This is a genomic window from Alcaligenes ammonioxydans (assembly GCF_019343455.1).
Classification (GTDB): domain Bacteria; phylum Pseudomonadota; class Gammaproteobacteria; order Burkholderiales; family Burkholderiaceae_B; genus Alcaligenes; species Alcaligenes ammonioxydans.
Window position 1 is genome coordinate 2,334,703 of sequence record NZ_CP049362.1, and the last position, 24,040, is coordinate 2,358,742.

General features: G+C 57.8%; 19 protein-coding genes and 3 pseudogenes. 3 read left to right on the forward strand and 19 right to left on the reverse strand.

Annotation, left to right across the window (positions count from 1 at the left end; translation table 11 throughout):
- Positions 1-3 precede the first annotated feature (3 nt).
- The 6 genes and pseudogenes from FE795_RS10755 to ndk form a co-directional block, all read right to left on the reverse strand.
- Positions 4-639, reverse strand: coding sequence for a YfgM family protein (locus FE795_RS10755; RefSeq protein ID WP_059318848.1), 636 nt, complete (start codon positions 637-639; stop codon positions 4-6).
- 2 nt (positions 640-641) lie between these two features.
- Positions 642-1,925: a histidine--tRNA ligase gene (gene hisS, locus FE795_RS10760; RefSeq protein ID WP_003799315.1), complete on the reverse strand. Its 1,284-nt coding sequence runs from the start codon at positions 1,923-1,925 to the stop codon at positions 642-644.
- 42 nt (positions 1,926-1,967) lie between these two features.
- Positions 1,968-3,253: pseudogene (gene ispG / locus FE795_RS10765) on the reverse strand (flavodoxin-dependent (E)-4-hydroxy-3-methylbut-2-enyl-diphosphate synthase).
- A complete protein-coding gene (locus tag FE795_RS10770; RefSeq protein WP_003799311.1) occupies positions 3,250-3,744 on the reverse strand; it encodes a helix-turn-helix domain-containing protein in 495 nt (164 codons plus the stop codon). The pseudogene ispG and the gene FE795_RS10770 overlap by 4 nt, the downstream one beginning before the upstream one ends.
- On the reverse strand, positions 3,741-4,889 hold the full coding sequence (gene rlmN, locus FE795_RS10775; RefSeq protein ID WP_131070665.1) for a 23S rRNA (adenine(2503)-C(2))-methyltransferase RlmN: 1,149 nt from the start codon (positions 4,887-4,889) through the stop codon (positions 3,741-3,743). Before rlmN ends, FE795_RS10770 begins: the two co-directional genes overlap by 4 nt.
- 150 nt (positions 4,890-5,039) lie before the next feature.
- Positions 5,040-5,465, reverse strand: a complete 426-nt coding sequence (ndk, locus tag FE795_RS10780) for a nucleoside-diphosphate kinase (protein WP_003799306.1) — start codon at positions 5,463-5,465, stop codon at positions 5,040-5,042.
- 253 nt (positions 5,466-5,718) lie between these two features.
- Here ndk and FE795_RS10785 point away from each other — a divergent pair.
- Positions 5,719-8,570: pseudogene (locus FE795_RS10785) on the forward strand (valine--tRNA ligase).
- Positions 8,571-8,967: 397 nt separating this feature from the next.
- On the opposite strand, the gene trmD reads toward FE795_RS10785, so the two are convergent.
- From trmD to FE795_RS10820, 7 genes are all read right to left on the reverse strand, one after another.
- Entirely contained in the window at positions 8,968-9,729 is a 762-nt protein-coding gene (gene trmD / locus FE795_RS10790; RefSeq protein ID WP_003799302.1) for a tRNA (guanosine(37)-N1)-methyltransferase TrmD, read from the reverse strand.
- 87 nt (positions 9,730-9,816) lie between these two features.
- The gene (rimM, locus tag FE795_RS10795; RefSeq protein WP_131070666.1) at positions 9,817-10,416 is read right to left on the reverse strand and encodes a ribosome maturation factor RimM; all 600 of its coding nucleotides are present in this window, start codon (positions 10,414-10,416) and stop codon (positions 9,817-9,819) included.
- Positions 10,417-10,448: 32 nt separating this feature from the next.
- Positions 10,449-10,709 (reverse strand): 30S ribosomal protein S16, encoded by a 261-nt coding sequence (gene rpsP / locus FE795_RS10800; protein ID WP_003799298.1) that lies wholly within the window; start codon positions 10,707-10,709, stop codon positions 10,449-10,451.
- Positions 10,710-10,845: 136 nt separating this feature from the next.
- Entirely contained in the window at positions 10,846-11,100 is a 255-nt protein-coding gene (locus FE795_RS10805; RefSeq protein ID WP_003799297.1) for a sulfurtransferase TusA family protein, read from the reverse strand.
- Positions 11,100-13,727: an alanine--tRNA ligase gene (gene alaS, locus FE795_RS10810; RefSeq protein WP_219234922.1), complete on the reverse strand. Its 2,628-nt coding sequence runs from the start codon at positions 13,725-13,727 to the stop codon at positions 11,100-11,102. The genes FE795_RS10805 and alaS overlap by 1 nt, the downstream gene beginning before the upstream one ends.
- A gap of 284 nt (positions 13,728-14,011) precedes the next feature.
- Positions 14,012-14,944 (reverse strand): allantoinase PuuE, encoded by a 933-nt coding sequence (gene puuE, locus FE795_RS10815; RefSeq protein WP_003799295.1) that lies wholly within the window; start codon positions 14,942-14,944, stop codon positions 14,012-14,014.
- 11 nt (positions 14,945-14,955) lie between these two features.
- Complete coding sequence (locus tag FE795_RS10820; RefSeq protein WP_131070668.1) at positions 14,956-15,711, reverse strand: GntR family transcriptional regulator; 756 nt, start codon at positions 15,709-15,711, stop codon at positions 14,956-14,958.
- 205 nt (positions 15,712-15,916) lie between these two features.
- Here FE795_RS10820 and uraH point away from each other — a divergent pair, with 205 nt between their 5' ends.
- Both uraH and FE795_RS10830 read left to right on the forward strand, forming a co-directional pair.
- Entirely contained in the window at positions 15,917-16,270 is a 354-nt protein-coding gene (uraH, locus tag FE795_RS10825; protein ID WP_003799293.1) for a hydroxyisourate hydrolase, read from the forward strand.
- Between the two features lie 58 nt (positions 16,271-16,328).
- Positions 16,329-17,561: a urate hydroxylase PuuD gene (locus FE795_RS10830; RefSeq protein ID WP_131070669.1), complete on the forward strand. Its 1,233-nt coding sequence runs from the start codon at positions 16,329-16,331 to the stop codon at positions 17,559-17,561.
- A gap of 127 nt (positions 17,562-17,688) precedes the next feature.
- Here the strand turns inward: FE795_RS10830 and FE795_RS10835 are convergent, their stop codons facing one another.
- The 6 genes and pseudogenes from FE795_RS10835 to FE795_RS10855 form a co-directional block, all read right to left on the reverse strand.
- Positions 17,689-18,177 (reverse strand): hypothetical protein, encoded by a 489-nt coding sequence (locus tag FE795_RS10835; RefSeq protein ID WP_131070670.1) that lies wholly within the window; start codon positions 18,175-18,177, stop codon positions 17,689-17,691.
- A 1,235-nt stretch (positions 18,178-19,412) separates the two neighbouring features.
- Positions 19,413-20,255 (reverse strand): hypothetical protein, encoded by an 843-nt coding sequence (locus tag FE795_RS10840; protein WP_131070671.1) that lies wholly within the window; start codon positions 20,253-20,255, stop codon positions 19,413-19,415.
- The gene (locus FE795_RS17300; protein WP_051010387.1) at positions 20,252-20,599 is read right to left on the reverse strand and encodes a toxin co-regulated pilus biosynthesis Q family protein; all 348 of its coding nucleotides are present in this window, start codon (positions 20,597-20,599) and stop codon (positions 20,252-20,254) included. The genes FE795_RS10840 and FE795_RS17300 overlap by 4 nt, the downstream gene beginning before the upstream one ends.
- A gap of 432 nt (positions 20,600-21,031) precedes the next feature.
- Positions 21,032-21,382, reverse strand: a pseudogene (locus FE795_RS17370) (TrbG/VirB9 family P-type conjugative transfer protein); the annotation flags it as partial.
- Positions 21,383-21,458: 76 nt separating this feature from the next.
- The gene (locus FE795_RS10850) at positions 21,459-22,772 is read right to left on the reverse strand and encodes an extracellular solute-binding protein (protein ID WP_131070673.1); all 1,314 of its coding nucleotides are present in this window, start codon (positions 22,770-22,772) and stop codon (positions 21,459-21,461) included.
- A 7-nt stretch (positions 22,773-22,779) separates the two neighbouring features.
- Complete coding sequence (locus FE795_RS10855; protein WP_003799284.1) at positions 22,780-24,033, reverse strand: D-amino acid dehydrogenase; 1,254 nt, start codon at positions 24,031-24,033, stop codon at positions 22,780-22,782.
- Between the last annotated feature and the right edge of the window lie 7 nt (positions 24,034-24,040).

The following is a 24,040-nucleotide window of genomic DNA, read 5'->3' on the forward strand; positions in this document are numbered from 1 at the left end:
GAATTAAGCTCCTGCCAGGGCATCAAGTTTGATCTGTACCAACTGCGAAATGGGGTCTTGCTTGAGCAGCTCGACAGCCTGTTTCCAAGCCTCGCGTGCTGCTTCATTCTGTCCCTGAGCGGCCAAAATATCGCCTTTTCGATCCGCAAACAGACCGGCAAAGCTGACAGGAGGATTGTTCAGCTGAGCCAGGGCCTCGTCATACTCTTTCTGCTCCAGCAAGATACCGGCCAAACGCAGACGGGCCAAAGGCGTCAGAGCGGGGTCGTGGTTGGTCTTGACCATCCACTCCAGCTGCTCACGAGCTGGTGTCAGATTGCCTCGCTGCTGCAAAGCATGGGCAGCCAGCAACACACCTCGAGAGGTGTAGCCGGACTTGGGGAAATCGTTACGCAAGGTCGTGCTAGCGGCCAGAATGCGCGTCTCGGCCTCTTCACCGGTCTGGGTCGTGGCGCTTTCCAGGGCCTCGAAATAGCCCATGGCTTGCCCGGCCTGATGGCCTTGATACCACTGCCAGCCACGCCAGCCTGCTACGGCAGCCAACGCGGCAAACGCCAGCACAATGCACAAGGTGCCCCAGCGGTCCCACCATGCCCGCATGGCATCCAGTTTTTCCTGTTCTTCAAGATCGTAGGCCATGCTCAAATCCTTGCTGACAAAACACTGGCGAGTTCAGAGAAATCAACAGACTGTTGCTGCTGGGCGCCATCCGCAGCACGCAACCATTTCACACTGGCCTGTTCTTTTTGAAGTTCGTCCTCACCCAATATCACGGCGGCCTGTGCACCACTGGCATCGGCCCGCTTGAACTGGGACTTAAAGCCGCTGGAGCCGGCGTGAACAATCACCTGCAGGCCGGCATCACGCAGCTGCTCGGCCAAAAGCGAGGCCTTGCGCTGGGCAGCCTCACCTTGGTGAACCATGTAAACCTGGCACTCAGGGGCCTGCTCCTGCTCACCCTCTTGGGAGCACAAATCCAATAAACGCTCCATGCCAATCGCGAAACCGACGGCGGGCGCAGGCTTGCCGCCCATCAGCTCGATCAGACCGTCGTAGCGTCCCCCGCCGCACACCGTGCCTTGCGCACCCAAGCGATCGGTTACCCACTCGAACACCGTCAGATTGTAGTAATCCAGACCCCGCACCAGACGCGGGTTCAAGGTGTAGCCAATACCGGCATCATCCAGGCGGTCACACACACCCTTGAAGTGGGCGCGGGACTCCTCGCCCAGAAAGTCGAACAGACGCGGAGCCGCATTAGCCATATCCTGCATGGCCGGATTTTTGGTGTCCAAGACCCGCAAGGGATTGGTGTACATGCGCCGCTGGGCTTCCTCGTCCAGCACGTCCTTGTGAGCTTCCAGGTGTTCGATCAGGGCGGCGCGGTGAGCGGCACGCTCTTCAGCCTGCCCCAGGGAGTTGAGCTCCAGACGAATGTCGGTAAGCCCCAGCTTCTTCCACAAACGGGCCAGCATGACGATCAATTCGGCATCCACGTCTGGACCAGGCAAACCAAGCGCTTCCACGTCGATCTGGTGGAACTGACGATAGCGACCACGCTGCGGGCGCTCATGGCGAAACACGGGGCCCATGGCGTAAACGCGATGGGGCCGGTCATACAGAAGGTTGTGCTCAATCGAGGCACGCACCATGCCAGCCGTAAACTCAGGACGCATGGTGAGCTTGTCGCCATTGAGCGAGTCGGTAAAGGAATACATTTCCTTTTCGACAATATCGGTCACTTCGCCAATGCCACGGGCAAACAACTGGGTATGTTCCAGCACGGGAGTACGCATATTGCGATAGCCGTAACTGGCCAGCCATTCCCGCACCAGAGCCTCCAGGGCCTCCCACTGTGCGCTTTCACCCGGTAGGGTGTCTTTCATGCCCGTCAGGGCGCGGAGCTTTTGAAACTGCTGCGTCATAATTCTAATGGTTTGCTCGCCATAGACTGACAAGCGTGTTGATCAAACCGTTGGCGCCCTGCCGTAGCGTCGCTCAACGTAATTCTGGACAATGGTCTGAAATTCTTGAGCGATAGTATCACCCTTCAGGGTCACCACCCGCTCACCATCCACATAGACCGGCGCCGAGGGCACTTCCCCGGTTCCCGGCAAACTGATGCCTATGTCCGCGTGCCGGCTCTCGCCCGGACCATTGACCACACAGCCCATGACCGCGACGTTCATGGTTTCCACGCCGGGGTACTGATCCTTCCAGACAGGCATCTGGTCACGCAAATAACGTTGAATATCGTTGGCCAGTTCCTGGAACACCGTACTGCTGGTGCGACCACAACCCGGGCAGGCCACGACCATAGGCGTGAAGGCGCGCAAGCCCATGGTCTGCAGAATTTCCTGAGCCACCACCACCTCACGGGCACGATCACCGCCCGGCTCAGGCGTCAGGGAAATACGAATGGTGTCACCAATGCCTTGCTGCAACAGCACGGCCAGGGCCGCGGTCGAAGCCACAATTCCCTTGCTGCCCATCCCGGCTTCAGTCAAGCCCAAATGCAGCGCGTAATCGCAGCGTGCCGACAAATCCTGGTAGACCGTAATCAGGTCCTGTACATGGCTGACCTTGCAAGACAGTACGATCCGGTTACCCGACAAGCCCAGCTCCTCAGCACGCTGGGCGTTGCTGATGGCAGAGATGACCAGGGCATCACGCATGACCGCCTGGGCGGTCCAGGGCTGAGCGCGCTGATTGTTCTCATCCATCATGCGGGCCATCAGCTCATGATCCAGGCTGCCCCAGTTCACGCCAATGCGCACGGCCTTGTCATACCGGCAGGCAATATCAATCATCTTGGCGAAATTATCATCCCGGCGCTTGCCGCCGCCCATATTGCCCGGATTGATTCGGTACTTGGAAAGGGCCTGGGCACACTCGGGATAATCCGCCAGCAATTTGTGGCCGTTGTAGTGAAAGTCGCCGACCAGGGGACATTCACCCCCATGCGATCCAACTGTTCACGAATGGCGGGCACCTCACGGGCTGCCTCGGGGGTATTGACGGTGATACGCACCATCTCGGAGCCCGCTCGGGCCAACTCCTTCACCTGAATCGCCGTCGCAATCGCATCGACCGTATCGGTGTTGGTCATGGACTGGACCACAACCGGTGCCGAGCCCCCCAGTTTAACGACATGATTACCCCAGCGCACATCCACGGTACGCGTCACCCGTTTGGGCTGGGCGCCAACCGGCAGAGGCTGGCAAGCAGAGGAAGTTTCGGGACCCTGCGTCATTTCTTCAAGTCCTTGAGCCAATCAAATACCAGCCATTCCTGGGGAACCCAGCCCCGGTCAATGGCATAAAAGCCCGCTACCAACAACAACACAACAATAATCAGAATCCAGACCCAGCCAAAACCGCCGCGCGAATCGGCATACAGACTCAAGTCGGCTTTGCCCAGTCCTGAACCGGAGGGACTGCGCGGCACGGGCTTGGGTGCCGCCGTGTCACTGACCTGGGCTTCCAGCATGACCAACACCGCCGACACGTCAGCCTGCAGAAAACGCGCATAGTTGCGCACCATCCCCCGCAACGGCTGGCCACCGGGGAGCTGATCCCACTCCTGGGCCTCCAGAGCCTCAAGCTGACGCACGGAAAACTTCAAACGGGTGGAAGCTTCGTTAAGCGTACAGGATCGCGCCAGACGCAACTCCCGCAGTGTAGGGCCTACCCCTGAGCCCGCATCCGGAGCCGATTGATGGAAGGAGTCCAGAGTCTCGCTCATGCACGTTCCTGTTTGATTTGAATGACCGCCCGATCAGGCAATCGCTGTTCGATGCGGGTGCGATCTCGTATATCGCCCGCCAACTGCCCACACGCGGCGGCGATATCATCGCCGCGGGTCTTGCGCACAGTCGTTACCACCCCACCATCCATCAGCCTCTGGGCAAACTGCTTGACGCGCGCTGCCGAAGAACGTTTCAGACCGGACTGCGGAAAAGGGTTGAATGGGATCAAGTTAAATTTACAGCGCACAATACGCGCAATATCCAACAATTCCTGCGCATGCTGATCCGTATCATTGATACCGTCCAGCATGATGTATTCAAACGTGATGAAGTCACGCGGGGCATGCTCCAGATACCGGTTACAGGCATCGAGCAGCTCAGCCAGCGGATACTTCTTGTTCAACGGCACCAGCCGATCGCGCAGCGCGTCATTGGGCGCATGCAGGGACACCGCCAGGGCAACCGGGCAATCCTGAGCCAGACGGTCCATCATCGGCACTACGCCGGATGTGGAAACCGTGACGCGGCGGCGAGACAGACCGTAGGCGTTATCATCGAGCATCAGGCGCAAGGCACCAAGCACCTGATCGTAATTGAGCAAAGGCTCCCCCATGCCCATCATGACCACATTGCTGATCACCCGGGTACTGGTTTGCGCGGCATCGCCAATACGAGCGGTTTCCGGCGCACTGAGCAAAGCCCGACGGGCATACCACAGCTGACCAATGATCTCCGCAGTGGTCAGATTACGATTAAAGCCCTGATATCCGGTCGAACAGAACGGGCAGGCAACGGTACAACCTGCCTGACTGGAAATACAAAGCGTGCCCCGATCGTCCTCGGGAATGAAAACCGCCTCAACCGCGTTGTTGCTACCGACATCAAACAGCCACTTGCGGGTGCCGTCGGCAGAAATATGTTCGTGCGACATGCTGGGCGCGGTGACAAGGCAATGAGCCGTCAATTGCTCGCGGAACTCGCGCGCCAGGTCGGTCATCTGCCCAAAGTCGTCCTGTTGCCGCTGGTGTATCCAGCGCTGCAATTGGCGCGCTCGGAAAGGCTTGCCACCCCATTGGGCGACCAGTTCAACAAGTTGCTCCGGGCCCATGCCCAGAAGATTGATAGGTTCGAGCGATGACATAAAAAAATAATACCTTCACGCCGTCTGGCATTTATCTTGTTGCACAAGCGCAAACAAGTCTCTTTTCTGAGAGGTGCCCGGCGCACCACCGTTGCGGCGGGCCGGGCAATTCCTGATCAGAGTGCCGCCAGTACTGCGCGGTTCAGCCTATTAACGGCTGTAAACGTTGCACTCTGGGAAGAAGAAAGCGATTTCAACCGCAGCGGTTTCCGGCGCGTCGGAACCATGCACGGCATTGGCGTCAATGCTTTCAGCGAAATCAGCGCGGATGGTGCCGGGCTCAGCTTTCTTGGGGTCGGTGGCACCCATCAGCTCACGGTTCTTGGCAATGGCGCCTTCGCCTTCCAGAACCTGCACGAACACAGGACCGGAAACCATGAAGTCAACCAGATCCTTGAAGAAAGGACGCTCGGCGTGGACGCCGTAAAAACGCTCGGCTTCGCCACGGGACAAGTGAACCAGGCGACCAGCGATCACTTTCAGGCCAGCGCCTTCAAAGCGGGAAATAATCTGACCGATCACGTTTTTAGCAACAGCGTCGGGCTTGATAATGGACAGAGTGCGTTCAATAGCCATGTGAAAATCCAAATAAGAACAATATAGTGTAGTCTTTGCTGCGTAAAGCAAAATGCAGATCCGACGGTTCGCGCTAAATTTTTTAATGAAAACAAGCACTTTCATCAGATTTACGGCAACCCGGCATTTTACCACGCCAAAGACGCACGGCCACATCTTAAAATAGTGCATCTTACATTCGTTTTTTACCCAGGATTAGTTCCGCCTTCTGCGGCACCTACCGTGCCATACGAGGGGGACAGACCGCATCACCATGACCAACTCATCCGCAACGACCTCCGACGAGCAGCTATCCAAGAGCTTTGAACCCCAGGAAATCGAAACGCGCTGGTACGCGCGCTGGGAACAAGCCGACCTTTTCAAGGGTGGCCAACACGTCCAGCCCTTGGGCGATCATCAGTCAGAACCTTTTGTGATTCAGTCCCCGCCGCCGAACGTCACCGGGACGCTGCACATGGGTCACGCTTTTAACCAGACCATCATGGATGGCCTGACGCGCTACCACCGCATGAAAGGCGACGATACGGTCTACATTCCTGGTACCGATCACGCCGGGATTGCCACCCAGATCATTGTGGAGCGCCAGCTTGATGCCCAAAACATCAGCCGCCACGACCTGGGCCGCGAGAAATTCCTGGAAAAAGTCTGGGAATGGAAGGAAAAGTCCGGCAATACCATTACTGGCCAGTTTCGTCGCCTGGGTGCTTCCTGCGACTGGAGCCGCGAATACTTCACCATGGATGACAAACTGTCCCGTGGCGTGCTGGAGACCTTCGTGCGCTTGTACGAACAGGGGCTGATTTACCGGGGCAAGCGCCTGGTGAACTGGGACCCCGTGCTGGGTACCGCCGTATCCGACCTGGAAGTGGTGAGCGAGGAAGAGGACGGCCACCTGTGGGAAATCCGTTATCCGCTGACTACCCCCCAGGGGAATTGACCCATCTGACGGTGGCCACCACCCGCCCTGAAACGATGCTGGGCGACGTCGCCCTGATGGTCCACCCTGAGGACGAGCGCTATATCGGCCTGATCGGCCAAACCGTTACCCTGCCTCTGGTTGGCCGCTCCATCCCGATCATTGCGGACGACTACGTGGACCCAGCCTTTGGTACCGGCGTGGTGAAGGTAACTCCTGCCCACGACTTCAATGACTACGCCGTTGGCCAGCGCCACGGCCTGGAAATGATCAGCATCCTGACTCTGGATGCCCACATTGCGGATACTGCCCCCGAAGCCTATCAAGGCCTGGAGCGCTTTGCCGCGCGCAAGCAAATCGTGGCCGATCTGGAAGCCCAGGGACTGCTGCAGGCCGTCAAGCCTCACAAACTGATGGTGCCGCGGGGCGACCGCACCAATACGGTCATCGAACCCATGCTGACCGACCAGTGGTTTGTAGCCATGAGCAAGCCCGCTCCGGAAGACTCGCTGCACCCCGGCAAAAGCATCACCCAGGTTGCCCTGGACGTGGTGGCCGATGGCCGTGTGCGCTTCTACCCTGACAACTGGTCCAACACCTACAACCAGTGGCTGAACAATATTCAGGACTGGTGCATTTCCCGTCAGCTGTGGTGGGGTCACCAGATTCCCGCCTGGTACGCCGAAGACGGCAGCCTGTTTGTCGCCCGCTCCGAAGAGGACGCTCTGGAACAAGCCCGCGCCGCTGGCGTGACAGGCCCCTTGCGCCGCGACGAAGATGTACTGGACACCTGGTTCTCCTCCGCCCTGGTGCCCTTTACCGACCTGGGCTGGCCCGAAGAAACGCCTGACCTGGCGCGCTACCTACCCTCCAGCGTGCTGGTAACCGGTTTCGACATTATTTTCTTCTGGGTGGCCCGCATGGTCATGATGAGCATGCACCTGACCGGCCGCGTTCCTTTCAAGACCGTCTACGTGCATGGGCTGGTCTGCGACATGGAAGGCAAGAAAATGAGCAAATCCAAGGGCAATACCATTGACCCGGTGGATTTGATCGACGGCATAGATCTGGAAAGCCTCCTGCACAAGCGCACCTTTGGCCTGATGAACCCCAAGCAGGCGCAAAGCATTAGCAAGCGCACCAAGAAAGACTATCCCGATGGCATCCCCGCCTTCGGTACGGACGCGTTGCGCTTTACCATGGCCGCCTATGCCACGCTGGGCCGCAACATCAACTTCGACATGAAGCGCTGCGAAGGTTACCGCAACTTCTGCAACAAGCTGTGGAATGCCACCCGCTTTGTGCTGATGAACACCGAAGGCCATGAGCTCCACACGGATGCTCCAGCCGAATTGAGCTTTGCCGATCGCTGGATCATCAGCTTGCTGCAAGGCCTCGAGCAGGACGCCGAACGCGGATTTGCCGACTACCGTTTCGACAACATCGCCAACGCCATCTACCACTTTGTGTGGGACGAGTACTGTGACTGGTACCTGGAGCTGGCCAAGACTCAGATTCAAAATGGCACACCCGAACAGCAGTTGGGCACCCGTCGCACCCTGATCCGCGTGCTGGAAGTGGTGCTACGCGTTGCGCACCCCATCATCCCTTTCATCACGGAAGAGCTGTGGCAGAAAGTCTCGGTGGTGGCTGGCAAGCGCGCTGCCGATGAAACCACCAGCATTTCGGTTCAGCCTTACCCGATTGCCAACCCTGCCGCCATTGATGAACAGGCACAGGCACAGGTCGCAGAGCTGAAAGCCCAGGTCGACGCCATTCGGGCCCTGCGAGGCGAAATGAACATCTCGCCCGCCCAGCGTGTACCGCTGATTGCACAAGGTGACGCCGCCACCCTGAAAGCCAATAGCCCTTACCTGGCTGCCTTGGGCAAACTGGAAAGCGTGGAAATTGTGGACCAGTTGCCCACAGACGCAGGCGCACCCGTACAAGTGATTGGCACCACTCAGCTCATGCTGCATGTAGAGATCGACGTGGAAGCGGAGCGTATCCGTCTTTCCAAGGAAATCGAGCGCCTCCAAGGGGAGATCAACAAGGCCGAAGCCAAACTGGGCAACGCCAGCTTTGTGGAGCGCGCCCCTGCCGCTGTGGTCGAGCAGGAGCGCCAGCGCGTGGCTCAGTTCGGTGAAACGCTAGCCAAGGTGAAGCAGCAGTTTGATCGTCTGGGCTGATACCGCGACGTAAACCCAGGCAACAGGCAACGGCCCTGCACTCGTGCAGGGCCTTTTTATTGCCATCAAGGGCTTAGCCTACAGATCACTTACGAGGGCAGCGCGCCGATTCAGCACCACGAGCGGAGCGTTCTTGCCTCTTAAAAAGCCGGCAGCCTCTCTTGCCTGCGCTACACCGCCATCACAACACGTCCGTCACCGAGCATAGCGATCCACCCTGACACAAGGGGCCCAGCCCGTGGCAAGGAGCCGCTCTCGCAAATCACAGATGACACAAAGCCTGCTCCGAGGGGCAGAGCGTCAAAAAAGTCGTTGGGCATAGCGACGTGGGCGAGCCTGCCGGCAAGCCCAGCCCCGCTTGTTCGACCTGCTGATAGCTCAGCAAGCGCAAGCTGGTTCAATCAGGCTGTTGTGCCGCCAAAGAAGCCAAAAACCGTTCATCCGCCTTGCTAAGTTCGCCACGCTGGCGAGCCAGCTCAATCAGCTCAGGACGGCGCGTCACGGTCAAACGCAGGGATTGCTCTCGTCGCCAAGCCTGGATACGACCATGGTGACCAGACATCAACACCTCAGGCACCGCTTGGCCGCGGTAAACCTCGGGGCGTGTGTAATGTGGACTATCCAGCAAACCGCTGTTGCCCGCATGAAAGGAATCCTGGCGCGCCGAATCAGCGTCGTTCAGCACTCCCGGCAAGAGGCGGACCACGCTATCGATGATTGCCAGGGAAGCAATCTCGCCGCCTGACAACACAAAGTCCCCCAAAGACAGCTCCTGGGTAACCCGTGCATCAATAAAACGTTGATCGATACCCTCATAGCGACCACAAACCAGAACTGCGCCGGGACCTTGAGCCAGTTCCTGCGCCACAGCCTGATCAAAGCGTCGCCCTGTAGGACTCAGCAAGATAACTTCCGGACTATCGCCACGATCAGCCAAAGCCTGATCCAGCGCATCATTCAAGGGATCAGCCAGCATGACCATGCCCGGGCCGCCGCCATAAGGGCGATCGTCCACGGTACGATGCACGTCCGTGGTGTAGTCACGCGGATTCCAGGTCCGCATCTGCCAGATGCCCTGCTTGTGTGCGCGGCCGGTGACACCAGCCTCGCTGACCACATCAAACATGTCCGGGAACAGGGTCAGGGCATCAAATCGCATGAGGGCTCGGCAAGAGAAAAAGTGGCTGGAGCATGACGATACAGAGCCCAGCGGGCCTTAGTATCGCAATCGCTAGGCAGGGAAGGGTCAAATCGCCCAGTGACTATGCAGTTCGCGAGCAGGCAAATCGACCGTATGCACAATGGCTTGCACAAAGGGCACCAGCTCTTCCAGTGGTCGACCCTGCTCGTCTTTCTCAGGCGCAAAGACGCCGTTGGCGTCCCAGCAGCCCCGATGCACGACCAAAATCGAATGAGCGCCATTATCCAGCACTTCTGCCACCTGGCCCAGAAGGTGCGCCTGGCCCTCCTGCTCGCCAAAAAAGCGGCAGCCGATCAGATCAACCCAATAAAACTCATCGTCGTCCGCCGGGGGAAAAGCGGCACGGGATACCCAAACCGTATGCCCTTTAAGGGCTTGGGCCACCTCTCGATTATCCAGACCTTCAAACTGCGCCACGATGGTTGCCCCATGCTGCTTGGCTGTTTGGATCTGTCTTGGCGATGCAGACGCAAAAACGCCCGCCTGAGATCCAGGCCGGGGCGTTTTTAACCACCATGTTTTTGCATTTAGCAGTGCTTTGGTCTGCATGGAATGCGGCTGGATCTTAACCCAGCCACGCACGCCATAAGCGGAAACAATGCGTCCCAACTCAACAAGGTCAGCAGGAATCGCGTCTTGCTTCACACTAAACACTACCAAAAAACAGGTGAATCAACTTAGGCAGCCGAAGCAACCTTAGCCGAGTATTCTTTCAACAGGCGAGCCACAGCGGGCGAAACCTGTGCACCGTTGTCGGTGAAGTGCTTAACGCGGTCCATTTGCAGACGCAGGTTTTCCTGACCTTCGCCAGCAACGGGGTTGTAAAAACCCAGACGTTCGATGAAGCGACCATCACGGCGTTGGCTCGCCTCGGCGGCTACTACGTTGTAAAAAGGACGCTTTTTGGAGCCACCACGGGCCAAGCGAATTACCACCATTGATAATCCCTTTATTGTGTAAGGTAAACAAAAAATTCTAGCACTATTCTGGCAAGCATGCCAAAAGTAACACGCTAAGATAGCAGATTCAGTGCTAGATACGCAACAGACAAAACAGTATTCTACCGCCGTCAGCTTAACGACGGCGTAAAAAATGCAGAGTTTTTTCGGCTTGCTGGTCTTGAGCCAACAATTCGTTGCCAGTTTGGCGACAAAAAGCCTGAAAATCCTGAATGGCGTGCTGGTCGGTGGTGATAACTTGCAACACTTGCCCGGACTCCAGTTGCGCCAAAGCTTTCTTGGCACGCAGGATGGGCAAGGGGCATTTCAGCCCGCTTGCATCCACCTGCAGATCGCTGTTGGGCAAAGCGCCAGTCTCGGACATCGCCATCACGCACCCAACTTGCTTTGGACCCAGGCCTGCACCGAGGCATTGGCCTGTGGCAAGACGCTGGCATCGGTACCGCCGCCCATGGCCATATCAGGACGACCACCACCCTTCCCGCCCAACTGCGAGGCTACAAAGCCCACCAGGTCACCCGCCTTGACCTTGGAGGTCAGGTCAGGCGTTACGCCTGCCACCAGGCTGACCTTTCCGTCCGCCACGATAGACAGCAGGATCACGGCAGACTGCAGCTTGTTCTTCAACTGATCGGCCATTTCGCGCAAGGCTTTGGCTTCCACGCCTTGCAGCGTGGCCACCAGCAAGCGGCTGTTGTCATTCAAGGGTACGGCCTGAGCCAACAGATCCTGACCAGCCGAAGCCGCCAGCTTGGATTGCATTTGCTCGCGCTCGCGCTCCAAATCCTTGATCTGACCTTGCAAGGCGTTGATACGGGTAAGCAGACCTTCTGGCTGAGTACGCAGGCTGGCAGAAGCCTCGCTCAGCAAGCGCTCCCGCGCTTGCACCCAATGCAGGCTGTTGGTGCCGGTAATGGCCTCGACACGGCGCACGCCAGCGGCGACACCACCTTCCGAGACAATCTTGAACAAGCCGATGTCGCCCGTGCGTTGAACGTGAGTGCCACCGCACAGTTCACGCGAGAAACCGATATCCAGCACACGCACTTCGTCGCCGTACTTTTCACCAAACAAAGCCATGGCACCGCCACTGACGGCGTCGTCAAAGGACATCAGTTGGGCTTGCACGGCCTGGTTCGCCAGAACCTGCTCGTTCACAATCGCTTCGACTTGCGCGATTTGCTCGGCCGTCATGGCGGCATCGTGCGCAAAGTCAAAACGGGTTTTTTCAGCATCTACCAGGGAACCACGTTGCTGAACGTGACCGCCCAGCACCTGACGCAAAGCCTTGTGCATCAAATGCGTGGCCGAGTGGTTACGAATCACACGCTCGCGACGCTCGGTATCCACCTGGGCTTGAACGGTCTGGCCCACTGTCAGGGTGCCTGCGTTCAACACGCCTTGGTGCCCGAAAACCTGATTGGAAATCTTTTGGGTATCTTGCACCTCAAAGGACAAACCCGCGGCATCGCTCAGGATACCTGCGTCACCTACCTGACCACCGGACTCGGCGTAGAAAGGGGTGGCATCCAGAACCACTACCGCTTGCTGGCCCGGGGTCACGGACTGCACGGAGGTGCCATCCACATACAAGGCAGTGACCGTACCACTGCCTTCCAGGGTGGTGTAACCATCAAAACGAGTTTGCACCCCGGAGTAGCTCAAGCCTTCGGCTGTTTTGAACTTGCCCGAAGCGCGTGCCATCTGGCGTTGGTTTTCCATGGCGACTTCAAAACCGTCCAGATCGACCTCAATGCCACGCTCGCGGCAGATATCGGCGGTCAGGTCCACAGGGAAACCATAGGTGTCGTACAAGGTAAACAGCGTCTGACCGTCCAGCTTGGCATCCGCTGGCAGGTTGACCAAGGCACCTTCCAGAATGCGCATGCCATTTTCCAGCGTTTCGCTGAAACGCTCTTCCTCTTGGCGCAGCACCTGTTCGATACGCTCACGCTGGCTAATCAGCTCGGGATAGGCTTCGCCCATGACCAAGCCCAGGTCTTGCACCAGGCGATAGAAGAACAGGCCCTTCTGACCCAGCTTGTGACCGTGACGCAGAGCACGTCGAATAATACGGCGCAACACATAGCCGCGACCTTCATTGCTGGGAATGACCCCGTCAATACTCAGAAAGCTGCAGGCACGGATATGATCGGCAATCACCTTGAGCGAGTTGTTGCTCAGGTCACTGGTCTTGGTTTCGCGTGCGGCGGCCTGAATCAGGGATTGGAACAGGTCGATTTCGTAGTTGGAGTGCACATGCTGCAACACCGCCGAAATACGCTCCAGACCCATGCCCGTATCCACACAAGGCTTGGGCAGCGGCGTCATGGTGCCGTCAGCGGAACGTTCGAACTGCATGAACACCAGGTTCCACACCTCGATGTAGCGGTCGCCGTCTTCCTCGGGCGAACCGGGAGGGCCGCCCCAAACATCAGGACCGTGGTCGTAGAAGATTTCAGAGCACGGCCCACAGGGACCGGTATCGGCCATCTGCCAGAAGTTGTCCGAGTTGTAGCGCACGCCACCCTTGTCGCCAATGCGGATGATGCGCTCTTTGGGCACCCCAATTTCCGAGGCCCAGATATCGTAGGCCTCATCGTCTTCCTGATAGACGGTGACCCAGAGTTTTTCGGCAGGCAGTTTGTAAACCGTCGTCAGCAGTTCCCAGGCATAGCGAATGGCGTCTTGCTTGAAGTAGTCGCCAAAGCTGAAGTTGCCCAACATTTCAAAAAAGGTGTGGTGACGGGCGGTGTAGCCCACGTTTTCCAGGTCGTTGTGCTTGCCACCGGCACGAACACAACGCTGAGAGCTGGTAGCGCGGTTGTAGGGGCGGGTTTCCTTGCCCGTGAACACATCTTTGAACTGCACCATCCCTGCGTTTGTGAACAGCAAGGTAGGATCATTGCCTGGCACCAGCGAAGCCGAGGAAACGATGTGGTGTGCCTTGGATTCAAAAAAAGAAAGAAACTTCTGACGAATTTCTGAGGTTTTCATTACATGCAACGCGATGGAAAATTTAACTGCCTATTATAAGACGATCAGCCTTGCAGCCCATGCGCGCGCTGCGCTGGCACAACACCTGCCGCCCCGGCAAAGCAGTGAGAAGCCAGGACGCCACACTCCCTGTACGAGCGGCTGCGTAAGCGACAAATAGTACTGTTTTCAGCGGGTAGAAACAACAATTCCGACCCTTGCGAGTCAGAATGTCCATGCACCCTGCTCAAATTCAGGATGCCATCTTGATGGGCCAGGAGACACAAACCCTGGCCCTGCCCCGGTCAAGCCTTGGACGGATAGGGATGGTGCTCGGCCCAATGACGGGCAATATCCACACGGCGGCAAACCCAGACACGCTCGTGCGACTGCACATAATCCAGGAAGCGCTGCAAGGCACGAAAGCGCCCAGGGCGGCCGATCAGACGGCAATGCAAACCGATGGACAGCATCTTGGGAGCGTCTTCACCTTCTTCGTAGAGCACGTCAAATGCGTCTTTCAGGTAGGAGAAGAAATGGTCGCCCGTGTTGAACCCCTGAGGGGCAGCAAAACGCATGTCATTGCTGTCCAGCGTATAGGGCACAATCAACTGGGGCTTGACCGTATTGTCGCTGAGCTGAACTTCGGTCCAGAACGGCAGGTCATCACCGTAATAATCGGAGCTGTACAAGAACTGACCCTCTTCGGCCACCAGACGCAAGGTATTGGGGCTGTCCCGACCGGTATACCAGCCCTCGGGATGATGGCCCAGCAAGTCCGTCAGCACTTTTACGCACTGGCGCATATGCTCGCGTTCGACTTCTTCAGACACGTTCTGATAGTGAATCCAGCGGTAGCCATGACAAGCAATTTCATGTCCCAGGCGCACAAATTCCTGTGCCAGCTCGGGGTGACGCTCCAGCGCCATGCCCACACCAAAGATGGTCATGGGCAGGCCGCGCTTTTCAAACTCTTTCAGAATCCGCCAGACACCCGCCCGCGAGCCGTATTCATAAATGGATTCCATGGACAAGTGACGGTCCGGGTAGGCTGCTGCGCCGATGATCTCGGACAGAAACTGCTCAGAGCCCGGGTCACCGTGCAGGACGCAGTTCTCCCCCCCTTCTTCATAGTTCAAGACAAACTGCACCGCGATGCGCGCCCGATCAGGCCATTGTGCATGGGGCACGTTTTTGCCGTAACCGACCAGGTCACGAGGGTACTTACTCAAGGACATACCGTCTCCGTTTAGCGTTTTACGCTGAGGGCCAGCCAAGGATCGGCAACACTGCCATCACCCGCTTCGCTCATGCGATGTTCACAATCACTTAAGTGATGATGCATAGCCAGATGCGCGCCTTGGGCATCTCCCTGGCTAAGCTTGTCCAAAATCTCTTTATGCTCATGAAACGAGCAGGCCTGTTCGCCCGGCGTGTCGTAATAGGCGATGATGAGCGTGGTGCGCGCACACAAGGTGTGCATCAGCTCGGTCAGTTCATCGTTGCCGGCGCAGCGCGCCAGCATCACGTGAAAGGCATTGGACAGGCGCAACCAGCTGATGCGATCGCCGTGCTCAAACGCGTGCTGCTCTCGCTGGACCATGTCGTACAGACCGGCCAAACGCTCGGACACATCGGGATAAGCGAGCAGTTTTTTCAGGATCAGCGACTCCAGGTCGCGCCGCAGCTCGAAGACGTCGCGCGTTTGCTTGGCCGTGGGCTTCCAGACAAACGCACCGCGATTGGGCTCGATGACCACAATCTTGTCGTGCTCCAAGGCAGCCAGGGCGGCACGCACGGTCGCCCGCGAACACTCGAAGATCGTGCATAGCGTGGCTTCGGTCAGTTTGGTGCCAGGCAAAAGACGACGATCGACAACCGCATCGAAGATCTGGCTATATACACGCCCGACCTCGGTATCTGCCAGGCCACCCTCGAGCAGCGAGGAGGCGCTTGGCGCTTGGGATTCATTCGTCGTCCCCTCTTGCCGCCGTATCTGAAGCATAGAATTTCTCGTTATTGACTATTGACAATTATTCGGTACCCCGACAAAATCGTCAACATAAATTGTCGACAATCTGATTCCTCAAACAGAGCGACAGTTTCGGGGCCTCAACCCAGCGCACTGATCCTTGCACCGTTGGCCCCCGGCCGGTTCTCAAAACTGGGCTCGCTGGACCTTTTTTGATCACCATAAACCGGAGACATTTATGGGAAAGCTATCTACCCATGTCCTTGACACGACTCAAGGTCGCCCAGCCAGCGGCGTGCGCGTCGATCTGTATGCCATTGAAAACGATCAACGCACTCTGATCAAAACCACTCACACCAACAGCGACGGTCGCTGTGATGAGCCCTTGCTGCAAGGCCAGGCCATGCACACGGGCGTATTTGAACTGGTGTTTCATGCCGGTGACTACTTTGCCGCCAGTGGTGTGGCATTGCCTGAACCCCGCTTTGTGGATCAGGTCGGCATTCGGTTCGGTATCGCCGATGCCAACGCCAACTACCACGTTCCCCTGGTCGTGACCCCCTGGTCCTGGTCTACCTATCGCGGCAGCTGATCGCGTATCCAAGTCGACTTTTCGCTTCTATACGAAACCACTCTGATACGAGATCTTTATGTACGCTTACCTACTTGAGTACGGCAACCTGCTGCTGCGCTGGTTGCACGTGATTGCGGCTGTCGCCTGGATCGGCGAGTCCATCTACTTTGTGATGCTGGACAACGGCCTGAAACCGCCTAAAGGCGAAGAAAGCAAGAAACGCGGTGTGTTTGGCGAGATGTGGGCAGTCCACGGCGGCGGCTTCTATCACAACCAGAAATACCTGACCAACCCGGCCGAACTGCCCGATGACCTGCACTGGTCTTTCTGGAAGTCCTACACCACCTGGTTGTCCGGCTTCTTCCTGTTCGCCCTGCTTTACCTGACCAAACCCGAGTTCTATCTGGTCAACCCCAACAGTCCCTGGGAATGGGCGGCCCAAATGTCGGGCACGCAGGCTAATGTGATGGCCATTGCTTTCCTGGTGCTGGGCTGGGTGGTCTATAACGGTCTGTGCCGACTGATCAGTCCCAACATGAACCGCGACGGCCTGCTGAGCGTGGCTGTGGCCATCATGATGGTCGTGGTGGCTTACCTGAGCGCCCACATCTTCTCGGGTCGTGCTGCCTTCTTGCTGACTGGCGCCGTGATGGCCACCAGCATGTCAGCCAACGTGTTCTTCTGGATCATTCCCGGCCAGCGCCGCATGGTCAAGGCACTGAAAGCCGGTCAGGCGCCCAACCCTCTGGATGGCAAGCGCGGCAAACAGCGTTCGGTACACAATACCTACTTCACGCTGCCTGTCCTGTTGCTGATGCTGAGCAACCACTACTCGTTCACGTATAACAACCCCAATGCGTGGATCATCATGGTGCTGTTCATCTTTGCCGGCGCCCTGATCCGTCAGTACTTTGTGCTGATGCATGCCGGCATCAAAAAGCCAGCCTACCCGGCTGCCGGTGTGGTTCTCCTGCTGATCGTGGGCTACCTGGCTGCCCCTGCCAATCTCAGAGGTGAGGTTGCCAGCGCTCCAGCAGCCGGTGAGGCCGCCGAAACGATCACGGTCGCTCGCGTCCAGGAAATCATGGATGCCCGATGTGTACAGTGTCACGCGGTCAAGCCCAATGCAGACTTTGGCTTTACCGCCGCCCCTGCCGGCATGCTGCTCGATACCATCGACAACACCGTGCTGCACGCAGAACAGGTGAAAACCGTGGTGCACTCCAAGTACATGCCTTTGGGCAATATGACTCAAATGACTGACGAAGAGCGTGCCGCGATTGCCGCCTGGAGCGGTACACGCGACTAGGAGTGCCCCAGGCCACAAGCCCTGACAGGGCCATCAGCCCGCTCCCTCCAGCCCCGATGTGACACATGTCACGTCGGGGTTTTTTCTTATGGCGCCACGCACCTGGTAGCGAAGACTGCTGCGGGCTTTACCCACTCCCTGCCGCCAGACATAGCTTGCCAGATCGGAATGACTGCATCGCCTGCCGGGGCTGACTGTGTGTATTGGCTTGCGCATTGCGATAATTTCCAGCTTGATGCCGTAAGGGAGCGTGGCCTGCCCCCCGTGCCTGAGTTTGCTCCTGTGCTTGGGTTTGACCGTGCTCCCGAACCTGGGTTTGGCTCTGGTCTACCGCGTGTGGCTGGGTGTGAGCGTTTGATGGAGTCTGGCCTTGTACCCGGCTTTGGGCCTGTGCTGGAGGAGGGACAGGGGCTGGCGTTGAGGTTGGAGACAAACTCTGTCCTGCTTCAGGCTCGAATTCAAGCTCGATACAACGACTGTCCAGTGACAACAAGCGGATTTGCCGATCACGCTCTCGTCCCACGGGCCATACCTGCCCCTGCTGAAACAACAGCACACGCTGACCGATCTGCACCTCGGCCAGCAAGCGCGTATCGCGACCGTAGATCGCTTTCAAACTTGCCCAGGACTCAGGCCTGAATGATTGAGGCGCGCTTTCTGCGACCCTGGAAGGGCGAGCATGGCCCACTTTCTTTTCTGTTTCCTGTCGCAGACAGGCCCACACACTGTGACACTCCCAGGCATCGAACGACGCACGACGGTCTATGTGCCGCAATTGCCAGCCTCGCCCTTGGTGAGACGTGTCCCTTATCGACAAATTCGCTGCAGACCGCTCCTCGGGTTGGGCCGCCTGCTGAAGAAGGGCGAAGGCACGGCCCGCATCCTGCCCTGAAGTGAGTTCCAAACCTGCAGTCGCACTTTGCCGGGAGGGAGCCCGTAAGGCTGAAGTGGGAGCTGGCAAAGGAGCTGAAACCGTGAGCAAGCCAGGGGAGGTAACGGAAGCCAAGACCCCAGTCGAGGCAGCGGCCGGGTCCGGCTCCTGATCTGACTCTACACTGGAGCTTGAGTCTGAACCTGAGTTTAAATTTGGATTTGGATTTGGATCATCGTCTAAGTCTGGGCCAGAAGCGGACACCAGGCTCTTGGCTGGGTCAAGACGAGGGGTGAACTGAAGGTGGAGACTTGGCTCAATGCTTATCTCAAAACCCGGGCTGTCAGGGGACCCTCCTCTGCTGTTCTGGTCCCGTAAACCCACCGACAGCACGCTAGCCACTCCCATCATCAAGAACAGAGACAGCGTGAACAGGCGGATAAACGTTTTTTTTGTATCTCCGATCCTGGTGATAGATTGACGCAGAATGCGTGTATGGGTACGACTGCCCTGCTCCAGGCATATCCATACATCATCAGGTTGCCGCAATTCACGCAGCCTGGGATAACGTGTCCGCATCGCTTGCCGCAAGGCATGCACTTGCCCGAGCTGAGACAGCACGCAGTCACTGCCCTCCACCACCTTACCTTGTTCCAGCACCAGGAACCACAGCAGTCCAGGGGCTACGGCCCATAACAGGAGCACCGTTTCCTGAGGGTGATGAACCGCCAGGCAGGCGGCCGCAGAGTGGGCCTGGATGCCTCTCAATCCCGAGCGCGTCGGCCCCGTCCGCGCCAGGCGGAGTACCGAGCCACGACGCCGGTGACGCAGTTGTTTGCCCCACACCCAGCCCAGTGCGGGCCGTTCCGCTCCCATACGACATATCCATCGAGAGCGACCCGGCGGGCCACCAAACGGCCTCTGCTCAGTCTCAGTCCATTGCAAGCCAAACCAGTATTCGCGCGGCAAGGTGGCGGAGATCATCGCCCCCCCTTGAGCTGTGTTTTACCGGGCAACATTCCATACCGGTGCCATAACTCGGACTGTTGCTTCAGGGCCAAGCCCAAGGCACTCAGACGGGCCGGCGTGTCTGTCACCAGCAAGGCATGAGGAGGATGCCCCAGAACTCTGACCTTTCCGGCCCGGGACAAGAACATTTCCGTCATGTCCTGCAGATACGCGGCAGCCGAACGGCCTCTTCCCTCATCCTGACCTCGGTCAAGCACCGTATCACCCACGCCGCCCCTATCAGCGGCTTGAGCGGAACGGACATGCTGCTCTGTGGCAGCGACAGGCAGATCAAAATGACGGGTTTCTATACGATACAGTTCGATGCGACCGGCATGGAGCCGCCAGCTCAGACTGTAGACTGCGGCGATTTGATCCAGTAAATCAGACAAGCGCAATTGCTCAAAGACCAAACCCCCACGCGGCGCTGGCTCAAGAGCTTCCTCGTTCACGTTCAGGCGCGGTAAAAAGTGTGCCAGGGGCAAACGGGCTTCAGGACTGATCGTGACCGATAGATCAGACAGGGCTGAAAGGCGGCGGGCTAGCTCATCCAGGCTGGGTAAAGGTTCCTCCAAAGAAAAGCTGAAAGTCTGTCCGGGACGCAGGACAGCCGGCATAACAGGCTTTTTTCTCAAGGGAACTGCGTCTCCCAACAGCCAAGGTTTGCCGACAGACTGTGTGACACTTTCCGACCGTTGCTCTGCTGAATCCAGCACAAACGCCTCATCAAACCAGGCCTGCTCAGCCTGGCGTCCGCCTGTTTGCAAGACGCAGCCTGCCATGAGCAACACCAGTGGCAAAACGACGCACTTCATGATTGCCCCTCCCCCCGTCGCTGAGGTTTGCAGGTTTGGGGCCAGCTCAGCACCCGCAAGACCCGATTGGAGTAAAAGCAGGCCTGTAAAGGATGCGCATTCAGCTTAGCCGCATCCAGCAACTGGGCCACCGCCGTCTCAAAACCTCCTTCAAATCGGGCGGCCGTCTTGATAGGAAAATCCACCTCCAAGGCCCAATGCTCAGGCGTAAACACCCATTTGGCCTGCCTGGCCCAACGAATCAGCGCTTGTCGTAGCGTTTTATCTTTCAGGCGCAGCTCAAAAACAGACTGTGTTTTTTCCTCCCATGGCCCCTCCACAGCCTGCTGGTTCTGTCCTTTCACGCGAGGAGTCGCTGCCTGCCCCTCCCCCTCTATCCGCGCCCACTTTCCCCCATCAAGATCAGAGGGCGGGGTTGCCGGGGATGTTTTCCCCCCTGCAGCAGATGCTGCTACAAGACTGTCTGCCGGGCGCTCTGGCGGCATTGGGCGCTTCAGTGGAGCCTCTGGCAGCATCTCCAGGCGCGCAGATGACTCAGATCGCAAGGACGTCCCAGACCTGCTCTCGGACTGAGTACGTCCATCCGTGACGGAAGGAGCCGCTACTCCCAGAGACGTATCACCAGACAGGCCGGGCTTCCCCAGGGCAGCGTTCTGCCGTGACTGCCTGTCCGAAGGGGCCGGCGACGACAAAGCAGCAGCCCCATCATGCTGACGATGCGAGGCGTCGTCTGTTGTCTGCGACGGTCTCAGACTTGCCCTGGCTTGCGCCCGCCCAGCGCGAAACACCAGTTCCGTCCACAATGCATCAATGACGTGAAATTGACCGGACACGTTCAATGTCAGCAAAGTCTCCTGACCGTCATGCCATCCAAACACAGCAGGCAATCTCTGGCCCGGCGCAAAATGCAGCCAGATACGCGTGCCATTATCAAAAACCTGCATGGGGCCGGCTTGCGGGTCGCCTGACAAACGCCAGTCGAAATTGAACACATGCGTAGCCGGGTCGGCCAAGCGGCCATCGCTCCCCCGTCCAGTCTGACAGGCAGACATCCCAAGGCAACATAACAACAACACGATAAAACGGGCAAAGACGCGCATCACAGACATCCATAGAAAAAACCCCATGTCCCGTCAGGGGCATGGGGTTTATCTTCGGTGATGCTCGCTCAAGCCGCCAGATCGGCTTGTACGGACAGATAAATCAGCGTCCTTTCTGAGCCACCAGACGGTTGGCTTCGATAGCAGCCGTACGCAAGGCCGTCAAGGCCGGCTGATGACCATCCAGCGCGCTATCCAGACTTTGATTGAACACGGCGCGGATCTGGCGGTAATTACGGAAATTGCCTTTGGCCGTACCCGAGGTGCCGCTGCTGTACGCGCCAACCAGGTGCATCCAGTCGCCCTTGTCCTTGTAGTAGTCACTGCCCGTCGCGTTAAACGCTTCGCGGCTCACAGGCAGAAAGCCTGTGTTCTGATACCAGCGTGCCGCATTCTCGGGCTGAGCCAGCCAGTTGATGAAACGGGCCGAGGCCTGATTCTGTTCAGCATTATGACCTTTAACAGCCCACAAGGCCGAGCCCGTTACGAAGGGTTTACCGGGTGTTTGAGTCACTTCGGGGTAGTACGGCAAACCCGTCACGGCATATTTTAATCCGCGAATATTGCTGTATTCGCCAATATGACCAGAGTTGGACAGCATGACTGCACATTCGCCTTTTGCAAAACGCTGGGGCGACTCTGGCAGGGTGCCCGGCTTAACCAGCAATTCCGACTTGACCCAGCTGATCATCATGGACAGGTGACGGATATACATCAGATCAAAATCAAAGCCGACCTTGCCTTTGACTTTGGGGCCGGGAGCCAGACCGTAGATCTGATTGTTGACCGCAGCCAGATTCTCAAGATTGATAGACACCGACTGATCCGAGGTCAGCGGGCAACGGCGCGAACCATTATTGGCCAACTGCACCAACTGGCCTTGCAAGTCCAGCCAGACCCGGCTGGGAACCGCGGGCTCGACCTTGGCCTTATCAAAGGCATTGATGTTGTAGTACATGACGGGGATTTCGGCCATGTAAGGGAACCCCTGCAATTGACCACGGCCATTGCGCACAAATGAGTTCGAGGCCAGGAACCAGGACACGTTGTCCATCTTTTCCCGTGCCAGCAAGGTGTGCATGGGCAGGATGTAGGGGCGATCGGCCACCTCATCCAGACCGGACATCTCGCCAAGCTGCACCAGATTGGGCAGATCCTTGCCAGCGCTCATGAGCTGCTCGAGCGCCGCTTCGGTTTCATGCGCCTTGACCGTCACTTTGACGTCTTTCTGGCTGCGATTGAAATCCCGAACCAAACTTTCAAACTCGCCCTGATTGTGCGCGTTCAAAGCGGTCCAGACCTGAATGTCAACGGCTGCCAGGGCATTGGACCCAAACAGCAAAGCGGCTGAGCCACCCGCTGCCATCGCCAAAGCCATAACACCACGTTTCAACAGTAATCCGCGTAGATTTTTCATACATCCTTCATGATAAAAAAGGAAATTCAGGTTCGGGTTTGTGCCCCATGATAAGGTCAGCCAGGGCTCGACCAGAGCCTATGCCCATCGTCCATCCCAAGGTGCCATGCCCCGTATTCAGGTACAGGTTGGGGATGGAGGAGCGGCCTATCAGCGGAACATTTGAGGCTGTGGCAGGACGCAGTCCTGACCAGAAAGAAACATTATCAAAATCCAATGCACTTGGGAACAGATCAGCCACGTGCATTAACAAAGCCTGACAACGTGCCGGGTTCAAGCTGCGCGAATAGCCCGACAGCTCGGCGGTTCCGGCAACTCGCAGGCGGTCACCCAAACGGGAAAATACCAGCTTGTTGTCCTTATCGGTCAGGCTCACGGTGGGCGCTCCCTGCGGAACCAGCACCGGAAAGGTGGCCGAATAGCCTTTGGCCGGGTAGACGGGGCAGGCAATGCCCAAGGGCTGCAAGACCGATGGACTGAAACTGCCCATGGCCACCACAAAGGCATCGGCCTGGATAGACTCATAGCCGCCATCCGTCCCGATGACCTCCACCCCAAGCACTCGCCCTTTGGCGGTCAACAAACGGGTGATCTGGGTGGAAAAGCGAAATTCCACCCCGGCGCGCCCGGCCATGGCGGCCAAACCGCAGGCAAACTGGTTGGCATCGCCGGACTCATCGTCCTTGGTGTAGTCGCCCCCCACAATCTGACCACGGGCCGATGCCAGAGCGGGCTCAAGCTGCACCAGCTCGTCCACGCTCATGATACGGCGATCTACGCCCATATCGCGCATGACATCGGCCATTTGCTGGGAATCGTCCAGACTTTGGGCATCCCGGTAAAACGTGATGATGCCTTTTTCCTGATGGCGATAATCAAAATCCAGATCAGGGCGCAACTGCTTGAGCGTGCTGCGGCTATATTCTGCCATGGCCACCAAGGCGCGCACATTGGGCGCAACCCGTCCGGGCAAGCACTCGCGCAAGAAAGACAGGCACCAGCGCCATTGGCGCAGGTCCAAACGCGGACGGAATAGCAAAGGTGCGTCATCCTGCAGCAACCATTTCAGCAGTTTGAGCGGCATTTTCGGGTTGGCCCACGGCTCGGCGTACGAGACCGAGATCTGCCCGCCATTGGCTCGCGAGGTTTCCTGTGCCGGGCCCGTTCCCCGGTCCACAACCACCACCTCGCAACCGTGCTGGCTGAGCCACCAGGCAGTTGATACCCCAATAATGCCGCTGCCCAGAACTGCTACTTTCATGTGTACT

What these genes read in the sequence shown, in the direction of transcription:
- FE795_RS10755 (WP_059318848.1), bottom strand. Translation starts at nt 639, where the DNA reads ATGGCCTACGATCTTGAAGAACAGGAAAAACTGGATGCCATGCGGGCA.
- hisS (WP_003799315.1), bottom strand. Translation starts at nt 1,925, where the DNA reads ATGACGCAGCAGTTTCAAAAGCTCCGCGCCCTGACGGGCATGAAAGAC.
- FE795_RS10770 (WP_003799311.1), bottom strand. Translation starts at nt 3,744, where the DNA reads ATGAGCGAGACTCTGGACTCCTTCCATCAATCGGCTCCGGATGCGGGC.
- rlmN (WP_131070665.1), bottom strand. Translation starts at nt 4,889, where the DNA reads ATGTCATCGCTCGAACCTATCAATCTTCTGGGCATGGGCCCGGAGCAA.
- ndk (WP_003799306.1), bottom strand. Translation starts at nt 5,465, where the DNA reads ATGGCTATTGAACGCACTCTGTCCATTATCAAGCCCGACGCTGTTGCT.
- trmD (WP_003799302.1), bottom strand. Translation starts at nt 9,729, where the DNA reads ATGCGATTTGATGCCCTGACCCTGTTCCCGGACATGTTTGATGTGGTC.
- rpsP (WP_003799298.1), bottom strand. Translation starts at nt 10,709, where the DNA reads ATGGTGGTAATTCGCTTGGCCCGTGGTGGCTCCAAAAAGCGTCCTTTT.
- FE795_RS10805 (WP_003799297.1), bottom strand. Translation starts at nt 11,100, where the DNA reads ATGGCGATGTCCGAGACTGGCGCTTTGCCCAACAGCGATCTGCAGGTG.
- alaS (WP_219234922.1), bottom strand. Translation starts at nt 13,727, where the DNA reads ATGAAAACCTCAGAAATTCGTCAGAAGTTTCTTTCTTTTTTTGAATCC.
- puuE (WP_003799295.1), bottom strand. Translation starts at nt 14,944, where the DNA reads ATGTCCTTGAGTAAGTACCCTCGTGACCTGGTCGGTTACGGCAAAAAC.
- FE795_RS10820 (WP_131070668.1), bottom strand. Translation starts at nt 15,711, where the DNA reads ATGCTTCAGATACGGCGGCAAGAGGGGACGACGAATGAATCCCAAGCG.
- uraH (WP_003799293.1), top strand. Translation starts at nt 15,917, where the DNA reads ATGGGAAAGCTATCTACCCATGTCCTTGACACGACTCAAGGTCGCCCA.
- FE795_RS10830 (WP_131070669.1), top strand. Translation starts at nt 16,329, where the DNA reads ATGTACGCTTACCTACTTGAGTACGGCAACCTGCTGCTGCGCTGGTTG.
- FE795_RS10840 (WP_131070671.1), bottom strand. Translation starts at nt 20,255, where the DNA reads ATGAAGTGCGTCGTTTTGCCACTGGTGTTGCTCATGGCAGGCTGCGTC.
- FE795_RS10850 (WP_131070673.1), bottom strand. Translation starts at nt 22,772, where the DNA reads ATGAAAAATCTACGCGGATTACTGTTGAAACGTGGTGTTATGGCTTTG.
- FE795_RS10855 (WP_003799284.1), bottom strand. Translation starts at nt 24,033, where the DNA reads ATGAAAGTAGCAGTTCTGGGCAGCGGCATTATTGGGGTATCAACTGCC.